General features: G+C 65.0%; 20 protein-coding genes. 8 read left to right on the top strand and 12 right to left on the bottom strand.

The window, feature by feature from the left end; all coding sequences use genetic code 11:
* Nucleotides 1-291: 291 nt before the first annotated feature.
* From galA to hemF, 8 genes are all read right to left on the bottom strand, one after another.
* Nucleotides 292-3018 carry a beta-galactosidase GalA gene (gene galA, locus ACL58G_RS09515; RefSeq protein ID WP_440966507.1) on the bottom strand — a complete coding sequence of 909 codons (2727 nt, stop codon included), beginning with the start codon at nucleotides 3016-3018 and terminating at the stop codon, nucleotides 292-294.
* Nucleotides 3019-3214: 196 nt separating this feature from the next.
* Nucleotides 3215-4690 carry a ribonuclease G gene (gene rng / locus ACL58G_RS09520; RefSeq protein ID WP_056328307.1) on the bottom strand — a complete coding sequence of 492 codons (1476 nt, stop codon included), beginning with the start codon at nucleotides 4688-4690 and terminating at the stop codon, nucleotides 3215-3217.
* 60 nt (nucleotides 4691-4750) lie between these two features.
* Nucleotides 4751-5716 carry an IS110 family transposase gene (locus ACL58G_RS09525; RefSeq protein ID WP_413381204.1) on the bottom strand — a complete coding sequence of 322 codons (966 nt, stop codon included), beginning with the start codon at nucleotides 5714-5716 and terminating at the stop codon, nucleotides 4751-4753.
* Between the two features lie 272 nt (nucleotides 5717-5988).
* Complete coding sequence (locus tag ACL58G_RS09530) at nucleotides 5989-6609, bottom strand: Maf family protein (RefSeq protein ID WP_413337384.1); 621 nt, start codon at nucleotides 6607-6609, stop codon at nucleotides 5989-5991.
* Between the two features lie 4 nt (nucleotides 6610-6613).
* Nucleotides 6614-7084 (bottom strand): 23S rRNA (pseudouridine(1915)-N(3))-methyltransferase RlmH, encoded by a 471-nt coding sequence (rlmH, locus tag ACL58G_RS09535; RefSeq protein WP_413382702.1) that lies wholly within the window; start codon nucleotides 7082-7084, stop codon nucleotides 6614-6616.
* Nucleotides 7085-7090: 6 nt separating this feature from the next.
* Nucleotides 7091-7777 (bottom strand): ribosome silencing factor, encoded by a 687-nt coding sequence (rsfS, locus tag ACL58G_RS09540; protein WP_413337383.1) that lies wholly within the window; start codon nucleotides 7775-7777, stop codon nucleotides 7091-7093.
* Nucleotides 7777-8436 carry a nicotinate-nucleotide adenylyltransferase gene (locus tag ACL58G_RS09545; protein ID WP_440966510.1) on the bottom strand — a complete coding sequence of 220 codons (660 nt, stop codon included), beginning with the start codon at nucleotides 8434-8436 and terminating at the stop codon, nucleotides 7777-7779. The genes rsfS and ACL58G_RS09545 overlap by 1 nt, the downstream gene beginning before the upstream one ends.
* Nucleotides 8433-9344 carry an oxygen-dependent coproporphyrinogen oxidase gene (hemF, locus tag ACL58G_RS09550; protein WP_440966512.1) on the bottom strand — a complete coding sequence of 304 codons (912 nt, stop codon included), beginning with the start codon at nucleotides 9342-9344 and terminating at the stop codon, nucleotides 8433-8435. The genes ACL58G_RS09545 and hemF overlap by 4 nt, the downstream gene beginning before the upstream one ends.
* Before the next feature lie 456 nt (nucleotides 9345-9800).
* Here hemF and ACL58G_RS09555 point away from each other — a divergent pair, with 456 nt between their 5' ends.
* The 3 genes from ACL58G_RS09555 to ACL58G_RS09565 all read left to right on the top strand — a co-directional run bounded on the left by ACL58G_RS09555 (nucleotide 9801) and on the right by ACL58G_RS09565 (nucleotide 13232).
* Nucleotides 9801-12173 carry a dockerin gene (locus ACL58G_RS09555; RefSeq protein ID WP_440966514.1) on the top strand — a complete coding sequence of 791 codons (2373 nt, stop codon included), beginning with the start codon at nucleotides 9801-9803 and terminating at the stop codon, nucleotides 12171-12173.
* 60 nt (nucleotides 12174-12233) lie between these two features.
* A complete protein-coding gene (locus ACL58G_RS09560; protein ID WP_413382710.1) occupies nucleotides 12234-12818 on the top strand; it encodes a VPLPA-CTERM sorting domain-containing protein in 585 nt (194 codons plus the stop codon).
* 120 nt (nucleotides 12819-12938) lie between these two features.
* Nucleotides 12939-13232: a GIY-YIG nuclease family protein gene (locus tag ACL58G_RS09565; RefSeq protein ID WP_413382713.1), complete on the top strand. Its 294-nt coding sequence runs from the start codon at nucleotides 12939-12941 to the stop codon at nucleotides 13230-13232.
* Nucleotides 13233-13340: 108 nt separating this feature from the next.
* On the opposite strand, the gene purD is transcribed toward ACL58G_RS09565, so the two are convergent.
* The 3 genes from purD to ACL58G_RS09580 form a co-directional block, all read right to left on the bottom strand.
* On the bottom strand, nucleotides 13341-14612 hold the full coding sequence (purD, locus tag ACL58G_RS09570; protein WP_413337379.1) for a phosphoribosylamine--glycine ligase: 1272 nt from the start codon (nucleotides 14610-14612) through the stop codon (nucleotides 13341-13343).
* Between the two features lie 16 nt (nucleotides 14613-14628).
* Nucleotides 14629-15354, bottom strand: coding sequence for a YebC/PmpR family DNA-binding transcriptional regulator (locus ACL58G_RS09575; RefSeq protein WP_413382716.1), 726 nt, complete (start codon nucleotides 15352-15354; stop codon nucleotides 14629-14631).
* 104 nt (nucleotides 15355-15458) lie between these two features.
* Entirely contained in the window at nucleotides 15459-16229 is a 771-nt protein-coding gene (locus tag ACL58G_RS09580) for a DUF2182 domain-containing protein (RefSeq protein ID WP_440966517.1), read from the bottom strand.
* Between the two features lie 167 nt (nucleotides 16230-16396).
* Here ACL58G_RS09580 and ACL58G_RS09585 point away from each other — a divergent pair, with 167 nt between their 5' ends.
* Genes ACL58G_RS09585 through ACL58G_RS09600 form a run of 4 tightly spaced genes read left to right on the top strand, consistent with a single transcriptional unit; the run spans nucleotide 16397 to nucleotide 18868 of the window.
* Complete coding sequence (locus ACL58G_RS09585; RefSeq protein WP_440966519.1) at nucleotides 16397-17323, top strand: DMT family transporter; 927 nt, start codon at nucleotides 16397-16399, stop codon at nucleotides 17321-17323.
* Nucleotides 17324-17344: 21 nt separating this feature from the next.
* Complete coding sequence (locus ACL58G_RS09590; protein WP_056130395.1) at nucleotides 17345-17725, top strand: methylglyoxal synthase; 381 nt, start codon at nucleotides 17345-17347, stop codon at nucleotides 17723-17725.
* A gap of 19 nt (nucleotides 17726-17744) precedes the next feature.
* A complete protein-coding gene (locus ACL58G_RS09595) occupies nucleotides 17745-18725 on the top strand; it encodes a quinone oxidoreductase family protein (protein ID WP_440966521.1) in 981 nt (326 codons plus the stop codon).
* Nucleotides 18722-18868, top strand: coding sequence for a hypothetical protein (locus ACL58G_RS09600; RefSeq protein WP_440966523.1), 147 nt, complete (start codon nucleotides 18722-18724; stop codon nucleotides 18866-18868). The genes ACL58G_RS09595 and ACL58G_RS09600 overlap by 4 nt, the downstream gene beginning before the upstream one ends.
* Before the next feature lie 99 nt (nucleotides 18869-18967).
* On the opposite strand, the gene ACL58G_RS09605 is transcribed toward ACL58G_RS09600, so the two are convergent.
* The gene (locus ACL58G_RS09605; protein WP_413382728.1) at nucleotides 18968-19606 is read right to left on the bottom strand and encodes a DUF4136 domain-containing protein; all 639 of its coding nucleotides are present in this window, start codon (nucleotides 19604-19606) and stop codon (nucleotides 18968-18970) included.
* A gap of 216 nt (nucleotides 19607-19822) precedes the next feature.
* Here ACL58G_RS09605 and pepN point away from each other — a divergent pair, with 216 nt between their 5' ends.
* On the top strand, nucleotides 19823-22480 hold the full coding sequence (gene pepN / locus ACL58G_RS09610) for an aminopeptidase N (RefSeq protein WP_440966524.1): 2658 nt from the start codon (nucleotides 19823-19825) through the stop codon (nucleotides 22478-22480).
* The last annotated feature ends 60 nt before the right edge of the window (nucleotides 22481-22540 follow it).

Here is a 22540-nt window from a genome sequence, read left to right on the forward strand (position 1 = left end):
TTCAGCAGCGCTAACCGGTCGGCTGGCTGCGCATCTGCTGGTGAGGATGCACACTACCGCCAACTCTCGAAATCTTCAACAAATTGTCTCGAATTGTAGTCCAAACCGGGACACTGCGTTGCCCCTGACCATATTTTTGGACGCATTGTCCTGTGCGAGCAACATGAACTGAACAGGATGACAAATCCTTGTCCTGGAGACGGCGAAACTGGCGTATTAAATTAACATCAGCGCGCCGTGCCGTCGGCACTGCGCGCTGGATTCTACGCCATGCGAACTCGCGCTGGAGATTTAGAGCGACAACAGGCGCACGACGCCGCTCAGGCCGTGCGGTTGCCCGGCCGTCAACGGGCATAGCACGCTCAGGCGGGAGACCGCCTCGCCGGCCGGGAAGGCGACGCGCAGCGGCCCGGGAGCGCCGGTGGTTTTTTCTGCGACTTTCCTGCCGTCGATGAACACCTGGCACGGGCCCGTGACCTCGAGGAGTTCCAGCCTGCCGCCGTGCTTGCGCACGCGGGCGAAGGCCCGGACGTCGGTGGCGTACAGCATGTAGCCGGTCTGCTCGGCCGCTTTGGCGCGGGTGCCGGGCGTGATCCAGCCCCACGAATTCATGTCGGTGCCGGCGGGGCGCAGGTTGGGATCGATCGGCGTCGAACTCGGCGGCGATGAGCGCCAGCCATCGAGGATCTGTACGGGCGCAGACGTGGCCTGGTACGGCCACGGCCGGGCCGTGCGCACCTCGACGTCGAGCACCGCTGGTTCGAGACCGGGCGCGCTGGCGCGCAGCCTGAGGATGCCCGCGCTGCCTTCGCGGGTCTGCACGATCACCTGGGCCAGTCCGTTGAACAGGGCGCGCGTGTCGCCCTTTTCGCTGCTGGTGTCGTTCGGGTTGCCGTTGCCCAGGCCGATGATGTCGGCGCCCTCGGCCCGGAACACGATCTGGTGCTGCGCCAGCGGCACGTGGCGGCCCTTCGCATCGAGCGCTTCGACCTGGATGGGCTGGGCGTCGAGGCCGTCGCCCAGCATGAACCGGCGGTCCGGAGTGAGCTTGAGCGCGACCGGCGCACCGGTGGTCTCGACCTCGAACCGCTTGGCCACCTTGCCGCCGCGATAGCCCACGGCGGCCAGCTTGCCGGGCGCATACGGCACCTGCCAGCGGTTCATCTCGTAGATGTCGCCCTTCTGGCGCCCTTGCGAGCGGCCGTTCAGGAACACTTCGACTTCATCCATGTTGTGGAAGGCCATCACGGTGATGGGCTGGCCTTCCTTGCCGGCCCAGTTCCAGTGCGGCGCCAGCCGCAGCACCGGTTCCTTGCGCCACTGGGCCTGGTGCAGCCAGAAGGCGTCCTTCGCGAAGCCGCACAGGTCCATGATGCCGAAGAACGACGAATTCGACGGCCATTCGTGCGGCGTGGGTTCGCCGTGGTAGTCGAAGCCGGTCCACACGAACGCCCCGGCCACGAACGGCCGCTCGGCCACGGCTTTCCAGCCGATCCGGTGCGTCGAGCCCCAGGAGGACGCGTCGTCGTCGTAGCCGGCGAAGATGTGCTTGTCGGGGACGGTCACGTATTCGCCGCGCGTCTGGAAGGCCGAGGTGTCTTCGGACGACGTCATCGGCACGGTCGGGAAGGCCTGGTGGAAAGCGTCGTAGGCCTGGTACTGGTAATTGAAGCCGACGACGTCGACGGCCTGCGCCGCGTTGGCGGGCTCGAACTGGCCGGCGTTCATGGCGGCCGTGGTGGGACGCGACGTGTCGAGCGCACGCACGGCGGCGACCATGCGGCGCACCATCTCGTAGCCCTGTTCGGTGCCCTGGACCGGTTCTTCGTTGAACACCGACCACAGGATGATGGACGGGTGGTTGCGGTGGCAGCGCACCAGCCAGGTCAGCTCGTCTAGGTGCTCCGGCGACGGGTTGAACACGCGGTTTTCATCCATCACGAGGAAGCCCAGCTCGTCGCACAGCTCGTAGAAACGCTTGTCCTGGGCATTGTGCGAGCAGCGGATCGCATTGACCCCCAGTTCCTTGAGGCGGCGCATGCGGTAGTCGAGCAGGCCGTAAGGCACGGCCACGCCGACTCCGGCATGGTCCTGGTGGATGCACACGCCTTGCAGCTTGACGTGCCTGTCGTTGAGGAAGAAGCCCTGCCCGGGGTCGAAGCGCTGGGTGCGGAAGCCGCAGCGGGTGACGACTTCGTCGAGCAGCCTGCCGTCCTGCAGCACGCGGGTACGCACGCTGTACAGGTTGCGTTCTTCCAGGCTCCACAGCTTTGGCGCGGCCACGCGCATGCTGCCGGTGACGACCTGGCGCGCCAGCACGCCGACGTCGGCCGGGGCGCTGAAGCTGGCCACTGCCTTGCCGTCGGCGTCGACGAGGACGCTCTCGACCCGCACCCGCTGCGTGCTCTTGCGGACGTTGTACAAAGTCACTTCGAGCGGAATGGTCCATTGGCCGTCGGCGTACACCGGATGGGCGAACACGCCGTCGGTGACGATGTGCACCTGTTCGCGCTTGACGAGCCACGTGTTGCGGTAGATGCCGGCGCCTTCGTACCACCAGCCCTGCATGGCGTCGGCATCGGCGCGGATCACCAGCGAGTTGAGCGCGTCGCCGTAGGTGGCGAACGGGGTCAGGTCGATGTAGAGCGAGCTGTAGCCGCTCCACGTGTGCGCCACCTGCGTGCCGTTGAACCAGACGGTGGCGAGGGTTGCGATGCCGTCGAGCTGCAGTTCGATGTGCTTGCCGTGGTCCGCCTCGTCCAGGCGGATCAGCGTGCGGTACCAGCCGATGCCGCGCTTGCGGTAGCCCTGCGCCACGTTGGCGTTCTGCTCGGGCACCTGCGCGCTGGCGAAGTCGTGCGGCAGCGCGACGCTGTCCCATTCGGAATCGTCGAAGCCGGGCGCGGCCGCGCCGCCGGCATTGCCGGCCTTGGCGTTGGCATAGGTCCAGCCATGGCCCCGGATGACCGGAAACGCGATGTCGCCTTCATGGAAGCGCCAGCCCTTGTTGAGCGACACCACCGTGCGCCCGGGCGCGGGGCGCGCCTCGCTGGTTGCCGCGTAGGCGGCGGACTGGCCGAAGACCGAGGTGGTGGCGAGCGCACCGGCGCTCTTGAGGAAATTGCGTTCTGTTAAGCATCCTGCAACCCTATCAAGGGCGGCAGTGGTTGTCGACTATGGAAAAACCCGATGCCGCTTATGATTTTCGGCAGCGTTACATCAGGATCACGTCGTACTGTTCCTGGTGATAGCCGCGCTCGACCTGCAGCGAGATCCGCTTGCCGATGAAGTCGCCGAGCATGGCCAGGTGCTGCGACTCTTCCTCGAGGAACAGGTCGACCACTTCCTGCGACGCGACGATGCGGAATTCGCGCGGGTTGAACTGCTTGGCTTCGCGCAGCAGTTCGCGCAGGATCTCGTAGCAGATCGTCCGGCTCGTCTTGACTTGTCCCTTGCCGCCGCAGGCGGGGCAGGGCTCGCACAGGATGTGGGCCAGCGATTCGCGCGTGCGCTTTCTCGTCATTTCGACGAGGCCCAGGGCCGAGAACCCGCTCACGGACACCTTCGTGCGGTCGCGCGACAGGGTCTTCTTGAGCTCCGCGAGCACGGCGTTGCGGTGCTCGGTGTTCTCCATGTCGATGAAGTCGAGGATGATGATGCCGCCCAGGTTGCGCAGCCGCAGCTGGCGCGCGATGGCGTGTGCCGCTTCCAGGTTCGTCTTGAAGATCGTGTCGGCGAAATTGCGCCCGCCGACGAAGCCGCCCGTGTTGACGTCGATGGTCGTCATCGCCTCGGTCTGGTCGACGATCAGGTAGCCGCCCGATTTCAGGTCCACGCGCCGGCCCAGCGCGCGCAGGATCTCTTCCTCGACGCCGTACAGGTCGAACAGCGGGCGCTCGCCCGTGTAGTGCTGCAGGCGCGACAGCACGCTCGGCGTGTACACCTGGGCGAATTCGACGAGTTTCAGGTAGTTCTCGCGCGAGTCGACGAGGATCGCGGCCGTCTCGTCGTGCACGAAGTCGCGCAGCACGCGCTGGGCCAGGCTCAGGTCCTGGTACAGCAGGCTCGTCGCGGGACGCGTGCGCGCGCCCGTCATGATGGCGCCCCACGTCTTGCGCAGGTAGTCGACGTCGGCGGCGAGGTCGGCGTCGGACGCGTCCTCGGCCTGCGTACGCACGATATAGCCGCCTTTTTCGTCCGGCGGCAGCAGGCCCGCGAGGCGCGCGCGCAGGGCTTCGCGCTCGGATTCCTTCTCGATCTTCTGCGAGATGCCGATGTGTTTGTCCTGCGGCAGATAGACGAGCATGCGGCCCGCGATCGAGATCTGCGTCGACAGGCGCGCGCCCTTCGTGCCGATCGGGTCCTTGATCACCTGGACGGTCAGCACCTGGCCGTCGAACAGGATCTTTTCGATGGGCGTTGGAGGGGCGCTGCTGCTGCCGTTCGCGCCGTCGTGCGGCCTGGCCTCCCAGATGTCGGCCACGTGCAGGAACGCGGCGCGTTCGAGGCCGATGTCGATGAAGGCCGACTGCATGCCTGGGAGTACCCGCACGACCTTGCCGAGATAGACGTTGCCCGCGAGACCGCGGGTGAGCGTACGCTCGATGTGCAGCTCTTGTACGGCACCCTGAACCACCAGCGCGACGCGCGTTTCCTGGGGGGTGATGTTGATCAGGATGTCTTCAGTCATGAGGCTGGGTTCTAATTGTTGTCTCTGGTCACATCATACACGTAGATACTGTTATCCCGGTCAAGCGGCGTGCAGGTCTGGATTGAACTTTTGTCCGGACTTCAGCACGCCGAAGGCGACATGAAGCAGCTTTCTCATCATGGCGACGATAATGACCATGGGCTTTTTTCCAGCGCTGGACAGACGAGCGAGGAAGCGCTTTCCCCAGTTCGTTCGATACAACGTGACCATAGCCGGCATGTACAAGCCTTTCCGGATCAGATTGTGACCGACCCTGGAGATGCGTGTCTTTCCTTGAACGCTGCTGCCTGACTCATGATGCCGCGGATCGAGCCCGGCATAGGCAGTCACCTGTCGGGCGTTCGCGAACCGGCCTGGAGCGAGCGAAAAAGCCAGCAGCAATGCGATCGTACGTTCACCGACGCCAGGAATGCTGTCCAGCAGCGCTTTCCGGTCCTTCAAATCGGGATCGCTGTCGATGTGATCGCGAATTTTCTTGCTGAGATGCGCGATTTCCTCGTCAAGCCAGACGATATGGGATGTAATGCCGTCCTTGACGGCTTCACGCGCCACTTCGAGACGATTACTTTCCTGAGTCCGGATCTCCTGAAGAGCGTCCAGGCGCAGCACCATGGCCCGTAACTCTTGTTCTTGCAAAGACGGGGCCTTCCACGGTTCCGGCCGACTCTCCTTGCAGAAATCAGCGATCAACTTCGCGTCGACCTTGTCAGTCTTGGTCCTGACAAGACGCGACGCACCAAACGCTTTGATCTGCACCGGATTGACGATACTGACCACGTACTGATGGTTCGCCAGATACTCGGCGACGGCTTCCCAGTACACCCCGGTAGCCTCCATGCAGACGTGAAGCTGGGGCACGTCAAAGCTGCAAATCCATTGTTGTAACTCTTTAAATCCGTTGGGCGTATTGTCGAAAACCTTATGCTTGTGCTTGCCGTCCGGTTGGCGCAGCGCGCAGTCGAGCTTTTTCTTGGCAACGTCAATTCCCAGGTACCACTCTTGCATCGATATCCTCTTCTGATCCACCTTGCGAAATACGGGCTCACGGCTAGCCGGGCCAAAGATACTGTCCGATCTTCGAACGAGGGAGAGCAGCTGGTGCGAAATCTACGAAACTGGCTCGTGCCAAAGGGTGGGCTCGGCATCCAGCTGCTCAGAACCTGAGGTGCCCCTCAGGTAAGCAAATTGCTCAGAAGGATAATACAAGGGTGGGGTATGTGAGGCCGGGGGCCTCGCATACGAACGTGCCCACGCGTGACGTATGCGATCCGTTGGCGTTACAGGGCGCTGACGCCCGCTTTCTGCAATAACTGCGCCGTCTCGAACACGGGCAAGCCCATGATGCCGGAATGGCTGCCTTCGATGTGCTCGATGAACAGGGCGGCGAGGCCCTGGATGCCATAGGCGCCGGCCTTGTCGTAGGGTTCCGGCGTCGCGCAATAGGCGCGGATCGCTGCCGGCGTGAGCTGGGCGAAGCGCACGTTCGACACCTGCGTCACCTGCTCGAACACGTCCGTGTAGTGCAGCGCGACCGACGTCAGCACCTGGTGCGTGCGGCCCGACAGGCGTTCCAGCATCGCATGCGCTTCCTTCGGATCGGCCGGCTTGCCGAGGATCTCGCCGTCGATGGTGACGGTCGTGTCGGCCGACAGCACGGGGCGCAGCGGCATGCGGCGCAGGTGCAGCACGTTCCACGCGAACGCGCCTTTTTCGCGCGCCACCCGGGCCACGTAGTCCACGGCGGGCTCGCCCGCGAACATGTCTTCGCTGACGTCGATGCCGCGGGCCGGATCGGAGCGCAGGCTGAGGATGTCGAAATCGATGCCGACCTGGCGCAGCAGTTCGCGGCGGCGCGGGCTCTTCGAGGCGAGGTAGATTTTCTTGTCGGTCTGTTTCATCGGCTCATACCCGATGGTAGGGGTGGTTCTGGGTGATGGACCAGGCACGATATAACTGTTCTGCCAGCATCACGCGCACGATACCGTGCGGCAGCGTCATGCTGGAGATGCGGATCAGACCGTCCGCGCGTGCCTTGAGTTCCGGATCGAGGCCGTCGGCCCCGCCGATTAGGAAGGCACAATCGCGCCCGTCCTGCTGCCAGGCCTCCAACGCTTGCGACAGGCCCACGCTGGTGAGATCCTTGCCGCGCTCGTCGAGGGCGACGATGCGCACGCCTTTCGGCAGCACGGCCTCGATGCGCTCGCGTTCGAGCGCCATCGCGGTGGCCGCCGTCTTGCTGCCGGACCGTTCGACCGGTTTCACTTCCTTCAGCACGATACGCAGCTCCGGCGGCATCCGCTTCGCGTATTCCGCGAAGCCGGTCTCGATCCAGGCCGGCATCTTGTGGCCGACCGCGACGATGAACAACTGCATCGCAGTTTATTCTTCGGTTTTCTTGATGCGGCGGATGACTTTCTTGGCCGGTGCGTCGCCCTCGGCCGCGGCTTTCGTCGCGCGCTTCGGTGCGGCAGCAGCCTTGGCCGCCTTGGCGGCTTTCGCGTCCGCGGCAGCGGTCTTGGACACGGCAACCTTCACGGTGCCGCCTGTCGGGATCTTCTTGGCGGCAGGTTTCCTGGCGGCCGGCTTGGCGTCAGCCGACTTCTTCGCTGCCGGCTTGCGCTCGCGCACCGGCTTCGCGTCTTCCTGCTCCTGGTTCGCGGCCAGGTGCTTCGACTTGGTCTTCGGCGCGGCCGCGTCCTGGCCTTCGGCCGTCGACTTGCGCTTGGCGGCGCCCAGTTTCACGGGCTTGTCGCCCCAGATTTCTTCCAGGCGGTAGTACTGGCGGATGGCCGGCTGCATGATGTGCACGATCATGTCGCCCAGGTCGACGAGGACCCATTCACCCGTGTCTTCGCCTTCCAGCCCGACCACGTCGCCGCCTGCTTCCTTGACCTTGTCGCGCACCGAGGCGGCCAGCGCCTTGGTCTGGCGATTCGACGTGCCCGACACGACCGCGATACGGTCGAACAGGCTGGTCAGGTGCGTCGTGTCGAACAGAACGATGTCCTGGCCCTTGACGTCTTCGAGGGCGTCGACGACGAGCGTTTGCAGTTTCTTGATATCCATTAGTTTTTGTACAAGTTATGTTGTTGAATATAGTCTAGCACTTGCGGCGCAACGAGCGCGCTTATGTCAGTACGGGGTTCGGCGTGCAGGGCTGCGCGCACCTGCGTGGCCGAAATGTCGATGGCCAGCGTGTGCGCCAGGCACACCTTGCCCGCCGGGCTGGCGCGCACGTCGTCGAACGACGCGCGCCGCTGCGCCAGTTCGGCTGCCACGGCGGGCGGCAGCGCCGCATCGTCGAGCCGGTAGCCGGGGCGGGCGGCGACGCCGAAATTGGCCAGCGCGAACAGGTCGCGCCAGTCGCGCCAGGTATCCAGCTTCTGCAACTGGTCCGCGCCCATCACGAACACGATGGACGTATCCGGCCCGAGCTCGGCGCGCAGGCCGCGCAGGGTTTCGACCGTGTACGTGGCGCCATGACGGTCGATCTCGCGGGTATCGATCGTCACCGGCGCGACGCTCCCCGCAAATGCCAGCTTCAGCATGGCCACGCGGTCGGCGTCGCCCGCTTCCAGGCCACTCTTCTTTTGCCACGGCTGGCCGGCGGGCAGCACGCGCAATTCGTCCGGGTGGAGCTGGCGCGCGAACAACTCGGCCAGCGCGACGTGGCCGTGGTGCACCGGGTCGAAACTGCCGCCCAGCAGAGCAACACATCGCGTCACGGGGCGAGCCAATCCCGGTGCGGCAGGAAGTCGGTGGTCAGCTTGTCTTCCGGGCTGCCCGGCTCCGGATGCCAGTCGTAGCGCCATTTGACGATCGGCGGCATCGACATCAGGATCGCTTCCGTCCGTCCGCCCGACTGCAGGCCGAACAGGGTGCCGCGGTCCCACACGAGGTTGAACTCGACGTAGCGGCCGCGCCGGTACGCCTGGAAATCGCGCTCGCGTTCGCCGTACGGCTGGTCCTTGCGGCGTTGCAGGATCGGCAGGTAGGCATCGAGGAAGCAGTTGCCGACGCTCTGCACCATCGCATACGACTGCTCGAACCCGAGTTCGTTGAAGTCGTCGAAGAAGATGCCGCCGACGCCGCGCGCTTCCTTGCGGTGCTTGATATAGAAATAATCGTCGCACCAGCGCTTGAAGCGCGGATGCAGTTCGTCGCCGAACGGCGCCAGCGCGTCGTGGCAGACCTGGTGGAAGTGGCGCGTGTCATCCATGTCGCCGTAATAGGGCGTCAGGTCCATGCCGCCGCCGAACCACCAGACGGGATCCTTGCCCTCGGCTGTCGCTTCGAAAAAGCGCACGTTCATATGCACGGTGGGTGCGTACGGATTGTGCGGGTGCAGCACGAGCGACACGCCCATCGCTTCCCAGGCGCGTCCCGCGAGCTCCGGCCGCGCGGCCATTGCCGACGCCGGCAGGCTGGCGCCGCGCACGTGCGAAAAATTCACGCCGCCGCGCTCGATCACATTTCCGCCTTCGATGAGGCGCGATACGCCGCCGCCACCTTCGGCCCGTTCCCACGTGTCGCGCAAGAAGGACTTGCCGTCGACGTCTTCCAGCGCTTGCACGATGCGCGCCTGGAGGTCGAGCAGCCAGGCCTTGACGGCGGCCGGATTAATTGTAGCCATGTGGAAATGTGAGAGAAAAAAAGCGAACGGGGATTGTACACTGATGAACTGGATCGTGACAGGCACCCGCCAACACCGTTTCCAACACCCCTCCGGCGCGAATAAAAATCCTGCGCAAATCTCTATAATTTTCTGCACTTTTCCAGCTTTTTTCGTTACGAATGCAAGAAACGCGTACGTATTGCTAATAGTCTAGGTCGAAAGAAACCGATTTCATGCCAGCCGCACAAGCCGGTGTCGGAACGAGTTAATAACGAAAACGACGGAGACCTTCATGGAACACACGATCCCTCTTCGGCCGCGACCTTGACGCGGTCCGCACCCGGGCGGTAACGCCACCAGTCATTCCCCATCCATCATTTCGATCGTGACGGACTGTCTTCGGCCGTGCCCGGCGGGGTGGTGCATCGCAGCAAACGACCGGCAACAACGGTTCAACTTTCTCGGAGTCCAAGTATGAAGAAGCAATATCTTGCGCTGGCCTGCGCTGTGGCGGGCCTGGTGGCAGCGTGCGGTGGCGGTAGCAGCCCGTCCTCGCAATCGCCTTCTTTTGCCGCCATGATCGGCAGCGCGTCCGGCGGCGGCGCAAACGTTGCGACGACGGGTAGCCGATGGCAGAGCGTCAAGTACGGCGGCAGCGGCTACGTGACCGGGCTGATCTTCCACCCGACCAGCCCGAACGTGCTGTATGCGCGCACCGACATGGGCGGGGTCTACCGCAGGGATACGGCCACTTCCGGCTGGACGCCGATCACGGACAGCTTCGGCATCCGCGAAGAATTCTATAACGGGGCCGAAAGCGTGGCCCTGGATCCGACCGACGACAAGCGCGTGTACCTCGTCACGGGCATGTACGACTGGTCGGGACCCAATGCCCGCCTGTATATTTCCACCGACCGCGGCGACAACTGGACGCACGTGGACCTGCCGTTCCGCGCCGGTTCCAACGATCCGGGCCGCGCCATCGGCGAGCGCCTGATGGTCGATCCGAACCAGCCGTCGGTCCTGTACTACGGTTCGCGCACGTCGGGTTTGTGGAAGAGCTCGGACTACGGCCAGACCTGGAACCAGGTCACGTCGCTGACGTCGTTCCAGTATCCGGGCGACCAGATCGGTTCCCTGCCGGGCCGTACCTCGGGCGGCATCGAGAGCGTGCTGTTTGACACCTCGACCACGGGCGCGGGCACGGCCACGCAGACCATCTACACGGCGGTGGCCCCGGATTACGCCGCCGCGGCCGGCCTGACCGCCAACCTGTACAAGTCGACCGACGGCGGCGCGACCTGGACCGGTATCGCGACGCCGGTCACGGGCTACTATATTCCGCACATGGTGCGTGCCAAGGACGGCATCATCTACGTGGCGTTCACCAGGGACATGGGCCCCGGCGCCGGCGGCCCGGCCCGCCTGTACAAGTTCGACGGTACGAACTGGACGCTGCTGAAGAGCTACGATACGGAGCAATGGGTGAACTTCGGCATGGGCGGCCTGTCGGTCTCCGGTTCCGGCCCGACCACCCGTATCGCGCTGGGCGTGTCGAACTCGTGGGGTAACTGGCAGGGCCAGCCGGTCGTGCAGGTGTCGGACGACGCCGGCCTGACCTGGCGCGAGATCGCGTCGATGACTCCGCACACCCCGTCCGACGTGGACTTCTCCGGTTGGGTGGACGACGTCGAGATCGATCCGAACAACCCCGACCACATCCTGCACGTGTTCGGCGGCGGCATCTGGGAGACGAAGACCGCATCGGCCACCACGCCCACGTGGAACCTGGACGTGACCAACCTCGAGGAAACCGCGACGATCAGTCTGACGACCCCGCCGAAGGGCGCCAACTATGCGCTGCTGCGCAGCTCGGGCGACATCGGCACGCACGTGCAGACCGAGGTGCTGAAGAAACCGACGCGCGGCCCGCTCGGCTACTTCAGCAATGGCCACTCCGCCGACACGGCCTGGTCGAATCCGGCCTACATCGCGGCGGTCGGCACCGGCGGCTGGGTCCAGAACAACCCGCGCGGCGCCTACTCGACCGACTCCGGCGTGACCTGGACGCCGTTCGCCAGCAAGCACCCGGACGCGGCATCGAACGACCACCAGGGCGGCGAGGAAACGATCGCCGTGACGGCGCCGGGCAAGGCCGTGTGGGCACCGTCCGGTGCGCGTCCGGCCTACACGACCGACAACGGCGCCACCTGGACGTACACGAACCTGCCGGACCTGCCTGCGGTGGGCATCGGCCGCGGCTACCGCGTCGTCGCCGACCGCAAGAACCCGAACAAGGTCTATGCCTTCAACTCGGGCGGCGCGTGGTGGAACCAGTGGGCGGACACGTCGCACTTCTGGTACTCGAACGACGGCGGCCACACCTTCACCGAGAGCACGACGTTCGTGAGCGCCGGCGCGCGGGTGGCGGCGTTCTACCAGTCGTCGATCGCCGTCAATCCGAATGCCGAAGGCGATGTCTGGGTGGTCGACGGTTTCAGCATCCTGCACTCGACCGACTCGGGCGCAACCTGGACGAAGCTGGACGTGACGGCGCCGGACTGGGGCAGCAACGAGACGTGGAGCTACCCGCAGGTGTACGGCGCGACGTCCATCGCGCTGGGCAAGGCGCCCGCCGGTGCGACGTACTCGTCCTCGATCTACATCGTCGGCATCATCAACAACGTGTGGGGCGTGTACCGCTCGGATGACGGTGCCAAGACCTGGCGCCGGATCAACGACGACAAGCACCAGTACGCCGGCATCAGCAACCTGGCGGCCGACCAGACCGTACCTGGACGCGTCTATGCCGCCGGCGCGGGCCGCGGCGTGTTCTTCACCTACTGATGATGGCAATGCCGGCGCCCGCGATGGCGCCGGCGGTATCGAATATTTTCGGAGACTTTCATGAAATTCAAATCCATTCTCGCCGCCGTCGCCTTCATGGCAGCAGGCAGCGCCGGCGCCACCGTCCTGAACTTCGATGGCCTGACCGAGATGATGTACGGCGACGGCTTCCCGCTGGCCGCCAGCATGACGTACAACGGCCCGAACCTGACCTATGTGGAATCGGGCTTCCAGGTCACGCTGAACGCGCCGGGCGCGGACGCGGACGCGGCCCACGTCGGCGACGGCACGTACGAGCCGTCGACGTACAACTGGCACGACGGCATGGAAAACGGCTGGGACACGTTCGTCACGCTGACCCGCGTGGGCGGCGGCAAGTTCAACCTGAACAGCTTCGACTACTTCATGGATTGGAGCGACGTGTCGGCCGACGGCGTGTCGGTCGGTTCGATCCAGGACTCGGGTACGTGGAGCACGGTCCTGACCGGCATCACCGAACTGCGCATCGGCTCGGGTGCCTACAACCAGATCGACAACGTCAACGTGGAAGCGGCCGCGCCGAGCGGTTCGGTGCCGCTGCCGGGGACGCTGGCGCTGATGCTGGGGGGACTGGCCGCGGGTGGCGTGGCGCGTCGCCGGAAATAACGTCGTTCCCGCGGAGGCGGGAACCTAATTTCGCCTTCGAAGTCGATTTTCTTGCGACTTCTCAGCATCACATCGAGTCCTCGACCCGACCATGCCGTTTTCGGAACCGGGGACTCGAACATGGACAAGTCGAGCTACGTCTATATGCTCGCAAGCGAACCTTACGGGACGTTATACGTCGGTGTAACGTCCGATCTTGTCAAACGCGTTTGGCAACATCGCCAGGGTTTCGTCGGTGGATTCACGAAAGACCACGGTACGAAACACCTCGTCTGGTACGAGGTACACGCCGATATCATGCAGGCCATTACGCGCGAAAAGCAGATCAAGCGATGGCGGCGGGATTGGAAGGTCAATCTCATCCAGGGGATGAATGCCGGTTGGCGGGATCTCTACGATGAGATTTGCAGGTAAGTTACGAAAACTTGGATCCCCGCCTGCGCGGGGACGACGTGTTCAATGTGTTGGCCTCAAAACCGTCGTCCCTGCGAAGGCAGGGACCCAATTTCGCTAAAGCAGCGCTTACGCCTGCTTGATCCCACGCCACCCGATGTCGCGCCGATACTGCGCACCATTGAAGTGGATCTTCTCGACGGTCTCGTACGCCTGCTTCTGCGCCATCTTGACGCTGTCGCCCAGGCCGACGACGCACAGTACGCGGCCGCCCGACGTCTGCAGCGTGCCGCCCACGATCTGGGTGCCGGCGTGGAAGGTGACGCATTCCGGCGTTTCGGCCGGGATGCCGTCGATGATGTCGCCCTTGGCCGGCGCGTCCGGATAGCCGGCCGCCGCCATCACGACGCCCACCGCCGTGCGGCGGTCCCATTCCAGTTCCACCTTGTCCAGGGTGCTGTTGCAGGCGTGTTCGAGCACCGTCACGAAGTCGCTCTTCAGGCGCGTCATGATCGGCTGCGTTTCCGGGTCGCCCATGCGGCAGTTGAATTCGATGACCTTCGGCACGCCGGCCGCGTCGATCATCAGGCCCGCGTACAGGAAGCCGCTGTACGGGATGCCGTCCTTGGCCATGCCCTGGATGGTCGGGTTGATGATCTCGCGCATCACGCGCGCGTGGATCGACGGCGTGACGACCGGTGCCGGCGAGTATGCGCCCATGCCGCCCGTGTTCGGGCCCTGGTCGTGGTCCTTCAGGCGCTTGTGGTCTTGCGACGTGGCCAGGGCGATGACGTTCTTGCCATCGCACATGACGATGAAGCTGGCTTCTTCGCCGGCGAGGAATTCCTCGATGACGATGCGTGCGCCCGCGTCGCCGAAGCGGTTGCCCGACAACATGTCGTCGGCCGCCTGGTGCGCTTCTTCCAGCGTCATCGCGACGACGACGCCCTTGCCGGCGGCGAGGCCGTCGGCCTTGATGACGATCGGTGCGCCCTGGGCGTCGATATAGGCGTGGGCCTGGGCGACGTCGGTGAACGTCTGGTACTGCGCCGTCGGGATGCCGTGGCGGTGCATGAAGGCCTTCGCGAAGTCCTTCGAGCTTTCCAGCTGGGCCGCTTCCCTGGTCGGGCCGAAGACCTTCAGGCCGCGCGCGCGGAACAGGTTGACGATGCCGGCCGCCAGCGGCTGTTCCGGCCCGACCAGCGTCAGGTTGACGTGTTCCGCGACGACGAAGTCGGCCAGCGCGGCCGGGTCGGTGATGTCGATGTTGATCAGGCGCGCATCGCGCGCGGTACCGCCATTGCCCGGTGCGACGTAGACCATCTGGACGCGATCGGATTGGGCCAGTTTCCAGGCCAGGGCATGTTCACGGCCGCCAGAGCCGACTACCAGGATTTTCATGGATTGCTTTCGCTGCTTACTCTTCAATGACTGCGTTCGTATAGACTTCCTGCACGTCGTCCAGGTTTTCCAGGGCGTCGAGCAGTTTCTGCATCTTGAGCGCGTCTTCGCCGGTGAACACCGTCTCGGTGTCCGGCTTCATGATGACTTCGGCGGAATCGGCCTTGAAGCCGGACTTTTCCAGGGCTTCCTTGACGCCGGCAAAGGCGTTCGGGTCGCACAGCACTTCGAAGCCGCCTTCGTCGTCCGGGATGACGTCGTCGGCACCGGCTTCCAGCGCCGCTTCCATCAGCTTGTCTTCTTCGACGCCGGGTGCGAACAGGAACTGGCCCGTGTGCTTGAACATGAACGCGACGGAGCCTTCGGTCCCCATATTGCCGCCGAACTTGCTGAACGCGTGGCGGACTTCGGCCACCGTGCGTACGCGGTTGTCGGTCATGCAGTCGACGATGATCGCCGCGCCGCCGATACCATAGCCTTCGTAGCGGATTTCTTCGTAGTTGACGCCTTCCAGGCCGCCCGAACCGCGCTGCACGGCGCGGTTGACGTTATCCTTCGGCATATTGGCGTCGGCCGCTTTTTCGATGGCGAGGCGCAGGCGCGGGTTGGTGTTGGCGTCGCCGCCGCCCATGCGGGCCGCGACGGTGATTTCCTTGATCAGTCGGGTCCAGATCTTGCCGCGCTTGGCATCAGTGGCGGCTTTCTTGTGCTTGATGTTGGCCCATTTGCTGTGTCCAGCCATGTCGAGTCTTCCTTAGACAGGGAACCTCGGCAAACTGCAATCTTCGAGGTCCCGGGTATTGATAATCCTCGACATTTTATCATAGCGCATCCGTCTAAATACTGTCAGGGAAACAACAACGCCGTGCCCAGTCCGACCAGCCCGAGCCCGGTCGCGCACGCCACCACGTGCCCGCCGGGCAGCAGTTTTTCGGCGAGGATCAGCGCGATGAGCCCGGCGATGACGGGCAGGTTCAGCACGCCCGCCGGCAGCACGAGCGCGAGCAGCAGCCAGCAGCAGCCCGTGCAATACCGCGCATCCGCGATGCCCATGCGGAACGCGCCCCACATCCCGCGGCGCCAGTGCGTCAGGACGAACGCCAGCGGCGCGCGGCAGTTGTCGAGGCACACGTGCTTGGCGGGCGTCCACTGGTAGACGCCGGCCGCGACGAGGGCGAGGGCGCCGACCGTCGGGTGCGCGATGGCCATCGTCTCGTCGAGCCCGCCGGCGTCGTGCAGCTGCCAGTCGGCCAGCGTCGCGGCGAGGGCGCAGCAGGTCCAGACGAACAGATAGCCCAGCATGAACAGGAACGTGGACGGATAGACCCAGCGCTCGCGCACGAGCCGCTTCACGCGGGCGTACAGCAGCACGGACGGCGCGGCCGCCGGCAGCATCATCGCGGCGATGACGACGGTCCACAGCGCCAGCAGGCGCGCGAGGTCGTCCTCGCGGTACGGCCCGACCCGGAAATGGGCCGCGTTACCCGTCCCCAGCGGCGACAGGCGACCGACGCGAAACAGCAGAAACGCCCAGCACAGCGCCGCGAGCAGCACGAGCAGGGTCAGGACGACGGTGCGGTCGGCACCGGGGCGGCCGACGCCGCTGGCGCGGCTCATCGGGGGCGCGCTCCGGCCGGTTGCGCGGTTGCGTGGTGTGCCATGGACATCTCCCGAAAAGTTGAGCTGTGATGCGGTTGAGTATCGACAGCGATTGGACCGCATCCGGCCGGCTGCGTTCGGAGGCGTCCTCAGCCGGCTATGCGGATTCCCCGTACAATCGTCGGATGAGTAAAACCGCAGCCGACTTACCTGTTGTACCGACCATACGCCCGGCCGCGCTGGGCGGCCTGGCGATCGCCATCGGCGGTGCCGTTCTGTTTTCCACGAAGGCCATCGTCGCCAAACTGCTGTACCGCTACCACATCGACGCCGTCACATTGATCGCGTTCAGAATGCTGTTCTCGCTTCCGGTGTTTGCGGCCGTGGCGGTGTGGAAGATGCGGACCGAGCCGCCGCTCGCCGTGCGCGACCGCTGGCGCCTCGCCGGACTGGGCCTGATCGGCTACTACCTGTCGAGCTACCTCGATTTCCTCGGCCTGCAATACATCTCGGTGGGCCTCGAGCGCCTGATCCTGTTCCTCACGCCGACGTTCGTCCTCCTGATCACGGCGCTCGTCTTCAAGCGCCGCATCGGCCGCGCGGAGTGGATCGCGCTCGCGCTGTCGTACTGCGGCATCGTGCTCGTGTTCGCGCACGACCTGAAGGGCGGCGGGGGGAGCACGGTCACGGGCTCGCTGCTCGTGCTCGGTTCGGCGGCGTGCTACGCGGCCTACCTGCTCGGCACGGGCGAGATGGTGCGCCGCATCGGTTCGCTGCGCCTCGTCGCGTACGCGATGTGCGTGTCGAGCGCCGCGTGCATCGCGCAGTTCTTCATCCTGCGGCCCGCCGGCATGCTGGTGCAGCCGCTGCCGGTTTACGGGCTCTCGCTCGTGAATGGGATATTCTGTACCATCTTCCCCGTCTTCATGACGATGGCGGCGGTCCAGCGCATCGGTGCGACGACGGCATCCCAGGCCGGCATGATCGGTCCGGTGTCGACGCTGTTCCTGGGCTGGGCGCTGCTGGGAGAACCGATCACGACCGTGCAACTGGCCGGAACGGGCCTGGTGCTGGGCGGGATCTATTTGCTGTCGAAGAAAAAAACACCCTGACAAACCGAAACGGAACGGAACATGAAACCTCGCATCGCCCTGATCGCCCACGACAAGAAAAAAGACGACATGATCGCCCTCGCCGCCGAGTACGTGGATTTCCTGCGCGGCTGCACGTTGTCGGCCACCGGCACCACGGGCGGCCGCCTGATCAACGAGCTGGGCCTGGAGGTGACGCGCATGCATTCCGGTCCCGTCGGCGGCGACCTGCAAATCGGCGCCCAGCTGGTCGAGGGCGAGATCGACTGCGTGATCTTCCTGCGCGACCCGATGACCCCGCAGCCGCACGAACCGGACATCAACGCGCTGGTCCGCGCCTGCGACGTCCACAACATCCCGTGCGCGACGAACGTGGCGAGCGCCCATCTCGTGCTGTCGCAGCTGCAGTCGAAGGCCGACTGATTCCCGGGGGAGAGCGGCCATGACGACGGCAAAGGCGATCCGCTTCGCGCGCACCGGCGGGCCCGAGGTGCTGGAATACGTCGACGTCGAGGTCGGCGATCCCGGCCCCGGCGAGGCACGCGTGCGCAACCACGCGATCGGCGTGAATTTCATCGACACGTATTTCCGCTCCGGCCTGTACCCGCTCGACCTGCCGAACGGCCTCGGCCAGGAAGCGGCGGGCGTCGTCGAGGCGGTGGGCGAGGGCGTCACGCACGTGAAACCGGGCGACCGCGTGGCGTACGCGGCGCGCCCGAACGGCGCCTACAGCCAGCTGCGGGTGATGCCGGCCGACGTGCTCGTGCACCTGCCGGACGCCATCCCGTTCGAGACGGGCGCCGCGATGCTGCTGCAGGGCCTGACCGTGCAATACCTCCTCAAGCAGACTTATGCCGTGCAGCCGGGCGAGACGATCCTGTTCCACGCGGCGGCCGGCGGCGTCGGCCTGATCGCGTGCCAATGGGCGCGTGCACTGGGCGTGAACCTCATCGGCACGGTGGGGTCAAACGAGAAAGCGGCGCTGGCGCGGCAGCGTGGGGCGGCGCATGTCATCAACTATCGTGACGAGGATGTCGTGCAGCGCGTACTGGAGATCACGAACGGAGCAAAGGTGCCGGTCGTCTACGATTCGGTCGGCAAGGACATGTTCACGCGCTCGCTGGACTGCCTGCGGCCGCGCGGGCTGATGGTCAGCTTCGGCAATTCGTCGGGACCGGTGGCGCCGTTCTCGCTGAACGAATTGTCGGCGCGCGGCTCGCTCTACATCACGCGGCCGACCCTGCAGTCGTATGCGGCCACGCGCGCGCAGCGGGAGGCGATGGCGGCCGACCTGTTCGACGTGGTGGCGAGCGGTAAAGTGAGCATCGACATCCACCAGCGTTTTCCCCTCGCCGACGCGGCCCAGGCCCACATCGCCCTCGAAGGGCGCCGCACGACGGGCAAGACCATTTTGCTGCCATGAGAGAATTTAGCGACGACAACGAACCGCCGATCGATCCGCAACCGGCGGCGGAGCCGCACTTCGGGCGCTTGCTCCTGGTGCTGATGCTGGCGGTGCTCTTGATTATCGGGATTACGTTCCTGTCGGAAGCGTACCTGGGATGAAACCAACGTCGTCCCCGCGCAGGCGGGGACCCAAGTTTGCATGAACGCACAGGAAATTGGACCCCCGCCTTCGCGGGGGCGACGGTAATTTTGCGGCACTTAGCCGTTCTGCCGGGGCTCCTGCTTCAACTCGATCACGCGCGACCCGCCATTCGGTCCCGGGAACCCTTCGAACGCGCTCTGCACGAGGGCCGGCATCACGGCCGGGGTCGACATCTGCCGGCTCACGTTGCGCACCGTGACGTCGAACAGGCGCTTGCCGTCCGCGGCCGAGGCGATCGACAGCTGCAGTTGGCGGTGGTAGCGGTGTTCTTCCTGCACATCGTACGCTGGTACCGGGCCCCAGAACGGATCGTAGAACGGGCTGTACCAGCCGCCCCAGTAGCGCCGGCGCCAGCCCATGTAGGCGAAACGGGGCGAGTAGTACGTCGGCGCGAAGGTCGGGTACAGCACCTGCGTGGGCACGTCGATGGTCGAGAAGCGCATCGATACCTTCAGCGCGGGCGCCCCCTGCGCCTCGTGGAAACCGAGGCGGGCGAGCTGGGCGCGCACGAGGTTTTCGTAGCTCTGCAGCTCGAGCGTGTTGTCCTGCGGAGGCGGCGTCTCGAACGCATAGCTCTTGTCGGGCAGCTGGGCGGGCCACTGGTTGAAGGTGGTGACGTCACTGCGGATCGTCGTCGCGCAGCCGCCCAGCAACAGGCTCAGCGATGCGACCGCCGTGATCATGGTACGTTTCATGACGAGCTCCATCTATTCGGTTCCCGATGTGTCGGGTTTCAATTCCTGTAATCGGTCTTGTTCAGGAGTACATCTTATTCCTGATGCGTGATGTACGTCGATACATTTACGCGTGGTTACTACCTGTACATGGTGATACATTCGAAAGGTACGGATCGTGGTGTAAAGCTGTTGGTAAAATAAGCATCCCACCAACGGCTTTGCGGACTCCCGACCATGCGCACCGATACGCCCCAGACTATCTACCGGAAGGATTACACTGCCCCCAGCTACCTGGTTGATACCGTCGAACTCGGCTTCGACCTCGACCCGGCCCGTACCGTCGTCGCCAACCGGATGACGGTGCGCCGCAACCCTGCCAGCGCGCAGCGCGAAATCGAGCTGTACGGCGAAGACATCGAACTGGTGACCTTGCGCCTGAACGGCCGCACGCTGGCCGAGGGGGATTACGTGATCGAAGGCACCCTGCTGCGCATCCCCAACGCCCCGGAAGAAGCGACGCTGGAAATCGAGACCATCTGCGTTCCGGAGAGCAATACTACCCTCAGCGGCCTGTACACGTCCAATGGCAGCTTCTATACGCAGTGCGAAGCCGAGGGTTTTCGTCGGATCACGTATTTTCCAGACCGCCCGGACGTGATGGCGCGCTTCACCGTCATGCTGCGCGCCGACAAGGACAAGTACCCGGTGCTGCTGTCGAACGGTAACCTGATCGAGGAAGGCGACCTTCCCGACGGCCGCCACTACGCGCTGTGGGAAGACCCGTTCAAGAAGCCGTCGTACCTGTTTGCCCTCGTCGCCGCGCGCCTCGTCTGCCAGGAAGAGAATTTCGAACTGGCCGACGGCCGCACCGCGCTGCTGCAGGTCTGGGTGGAAGAGGGCAACCTCGACAAGACGGACTACGCGCTGCAGTCGCTGAAGCACAGCATCCGCTGGGACGAGCAGCGCTGGAACCTGGAACTCGACCTGGACCGCTTCATGATCGTCGCCGTGGGCGACTTCAACATGGGCGCGATGGAAAACAAGGGCCTGAACATCTTCAACACGAAGTTCGTGCTGGCCAATCCGCGCGTCGCGACGGACGTCGACTTCCAGGGCATCGAGGCCGTCGTCGGCCACGAATACTTCCACAACTGGACGGGCAACCGCGTCACCTGCCGCGACTGGTTCCAGCTGTCGCTGAAGGAAGGCCTGACCGTGTTCCGCGACCAGGAATTTTCGGCCGACATGATCGGCACGAACACGGGCCGCGCCGTCACCCGCATCGACCAGGTGCGCACCCTGCGCCAGGCCCAGTTTCCGGAAGACGCGGGCCCGATGGCCCACCCGGTCCGTCCCGACTCCTTCGTCGAGATCAATAATTTTTATACCGTCACCGTCTACGAAAAGGGCGCCGAGGTCGTGCGCATGTACCAGACCCTGCTGGGCCGCGAAGGCTTCCGCAAGGGCATGGACCTGTACTTCCAGCGCCACGACGAGCAGGCCGTCACGTGCGACGATTTCCGCCTGGCGATGGCCGATGCCAACGGCCGCGACCTGACGCAGTTCGAGCGCTGGTACAGCCAGGCCGGCACGCCGGTCGTGCAGGCCGAAACACGCTGGGACGAGCAGGCGCAGACCTACACCCTGCGCCTGATCCAGTCGTGCCCGCCGACGCCGGGCCAGGCCGAGAAACTGCCGTTCCACATCCCGGTCGCCGTCGGCCTGCTGGGCCGGGACGGCCGCGACCTGCCGCTGACCATCGACGGCAAGGACCATGGGACGACGGCCGTGCTGGAGCTGACGGAGGCGGACCAGACCTTCGTCTTCACGGGCGTGATGGAACAGCCGACGCCGTCGATCCTGCGCGATTTTTCCGCCCCGGTGATCCTGAAGCATGGCTACAGCGACGCCGAACTGGTGCACCTGTTCAGCCATGACAGCGACCCCGTCAACCGCTGGGAAGCGGGCCAGCGCCTCGCGATGAGCCGCCTGCTGAAGCTGGCCGGGCAGGTGGCCGGCGCCGGCAACGTCGTCGACCGGCTCGACCTGGACGACACGTTCGTCGACGCCATGCGCAAGATCCTCGTGGACGACACGCTCGATCCGTCCTTCCGCGAGCAGGCGCTGCTGCTGCCGACGGAATCGATGATCGCCGACCAGCTGGACGTCGTCGACCCGCTCGCCATCCACCTGGCGCGCCAGTTCGTCCGCGCCGACATCGGCGCGCGCCTGCGCACCGAGCTGCTGGCCCAGTACGATGCCAACCAGACGCCGGGCGAGTACAGCCCGGATGCCGGGTCGATCGGCAAGCGCGCCCTGAAGAACCTCGCGCTGGCCTATCTGAATGCCGCGCCGGACGAGGCGAGCCTGGCCCTCGCGCAGAAACAGTTCGACGGCGCGACGAACATGACGGACCGCGTGGCCGCGCTGTCGGCCCTCGTGCATGCGCGCGCGCCCGCGGCGGCGGATGCGCTGCAGCGCTTCTACGACGAGTTCCAGGGTGAAGCGCTGGTCGTCGATAAATGGTTCGCGATGCAGGCCGCGGCGCCGACCACGGACGTCAACCGCGTACGCGAATTGATGACGCACAAGGCCTTCACGCTGCGTAACCCGAACCGTGCGCGCAGCCTGGTGTCTACGTTCTGTGCCGGCAATGCGGTGGGCTTCCATGCGCCGGACGGCAGCGGCTACGCATTCTGGGCCGAGCAGGTGATCGCGCTGGACGCGCTGAACCCGCAGGTCGCCAGCCGCCTTGCCCGTGCGATGGACCGCTGGCGCCGCTACACGCCGGACCTGCAGGCCCACATGAAGCGGGCGCTGCAGCAGGTCGCGGGGCAGGCGAAGCTGTCGAACGACGTGCGCGAAGTGGTCAGCAAGGCGCTCGCGAATTGATGGGATGCAGGGTGGGCACGGGGTGCCCACCCTACGGTTGTTTTTGTCGCGATCGTGAAT

The sequence above is a fragment of the Massilia sp. GER05 genome (genome assembly GCF_052056005.1).
Lineage (GTDB): Bacteria > Pseudomonadota > Gammaproteobacteria > Burkholderiales > Burkholderiaceae_D > Telluria > Telluria orientalis.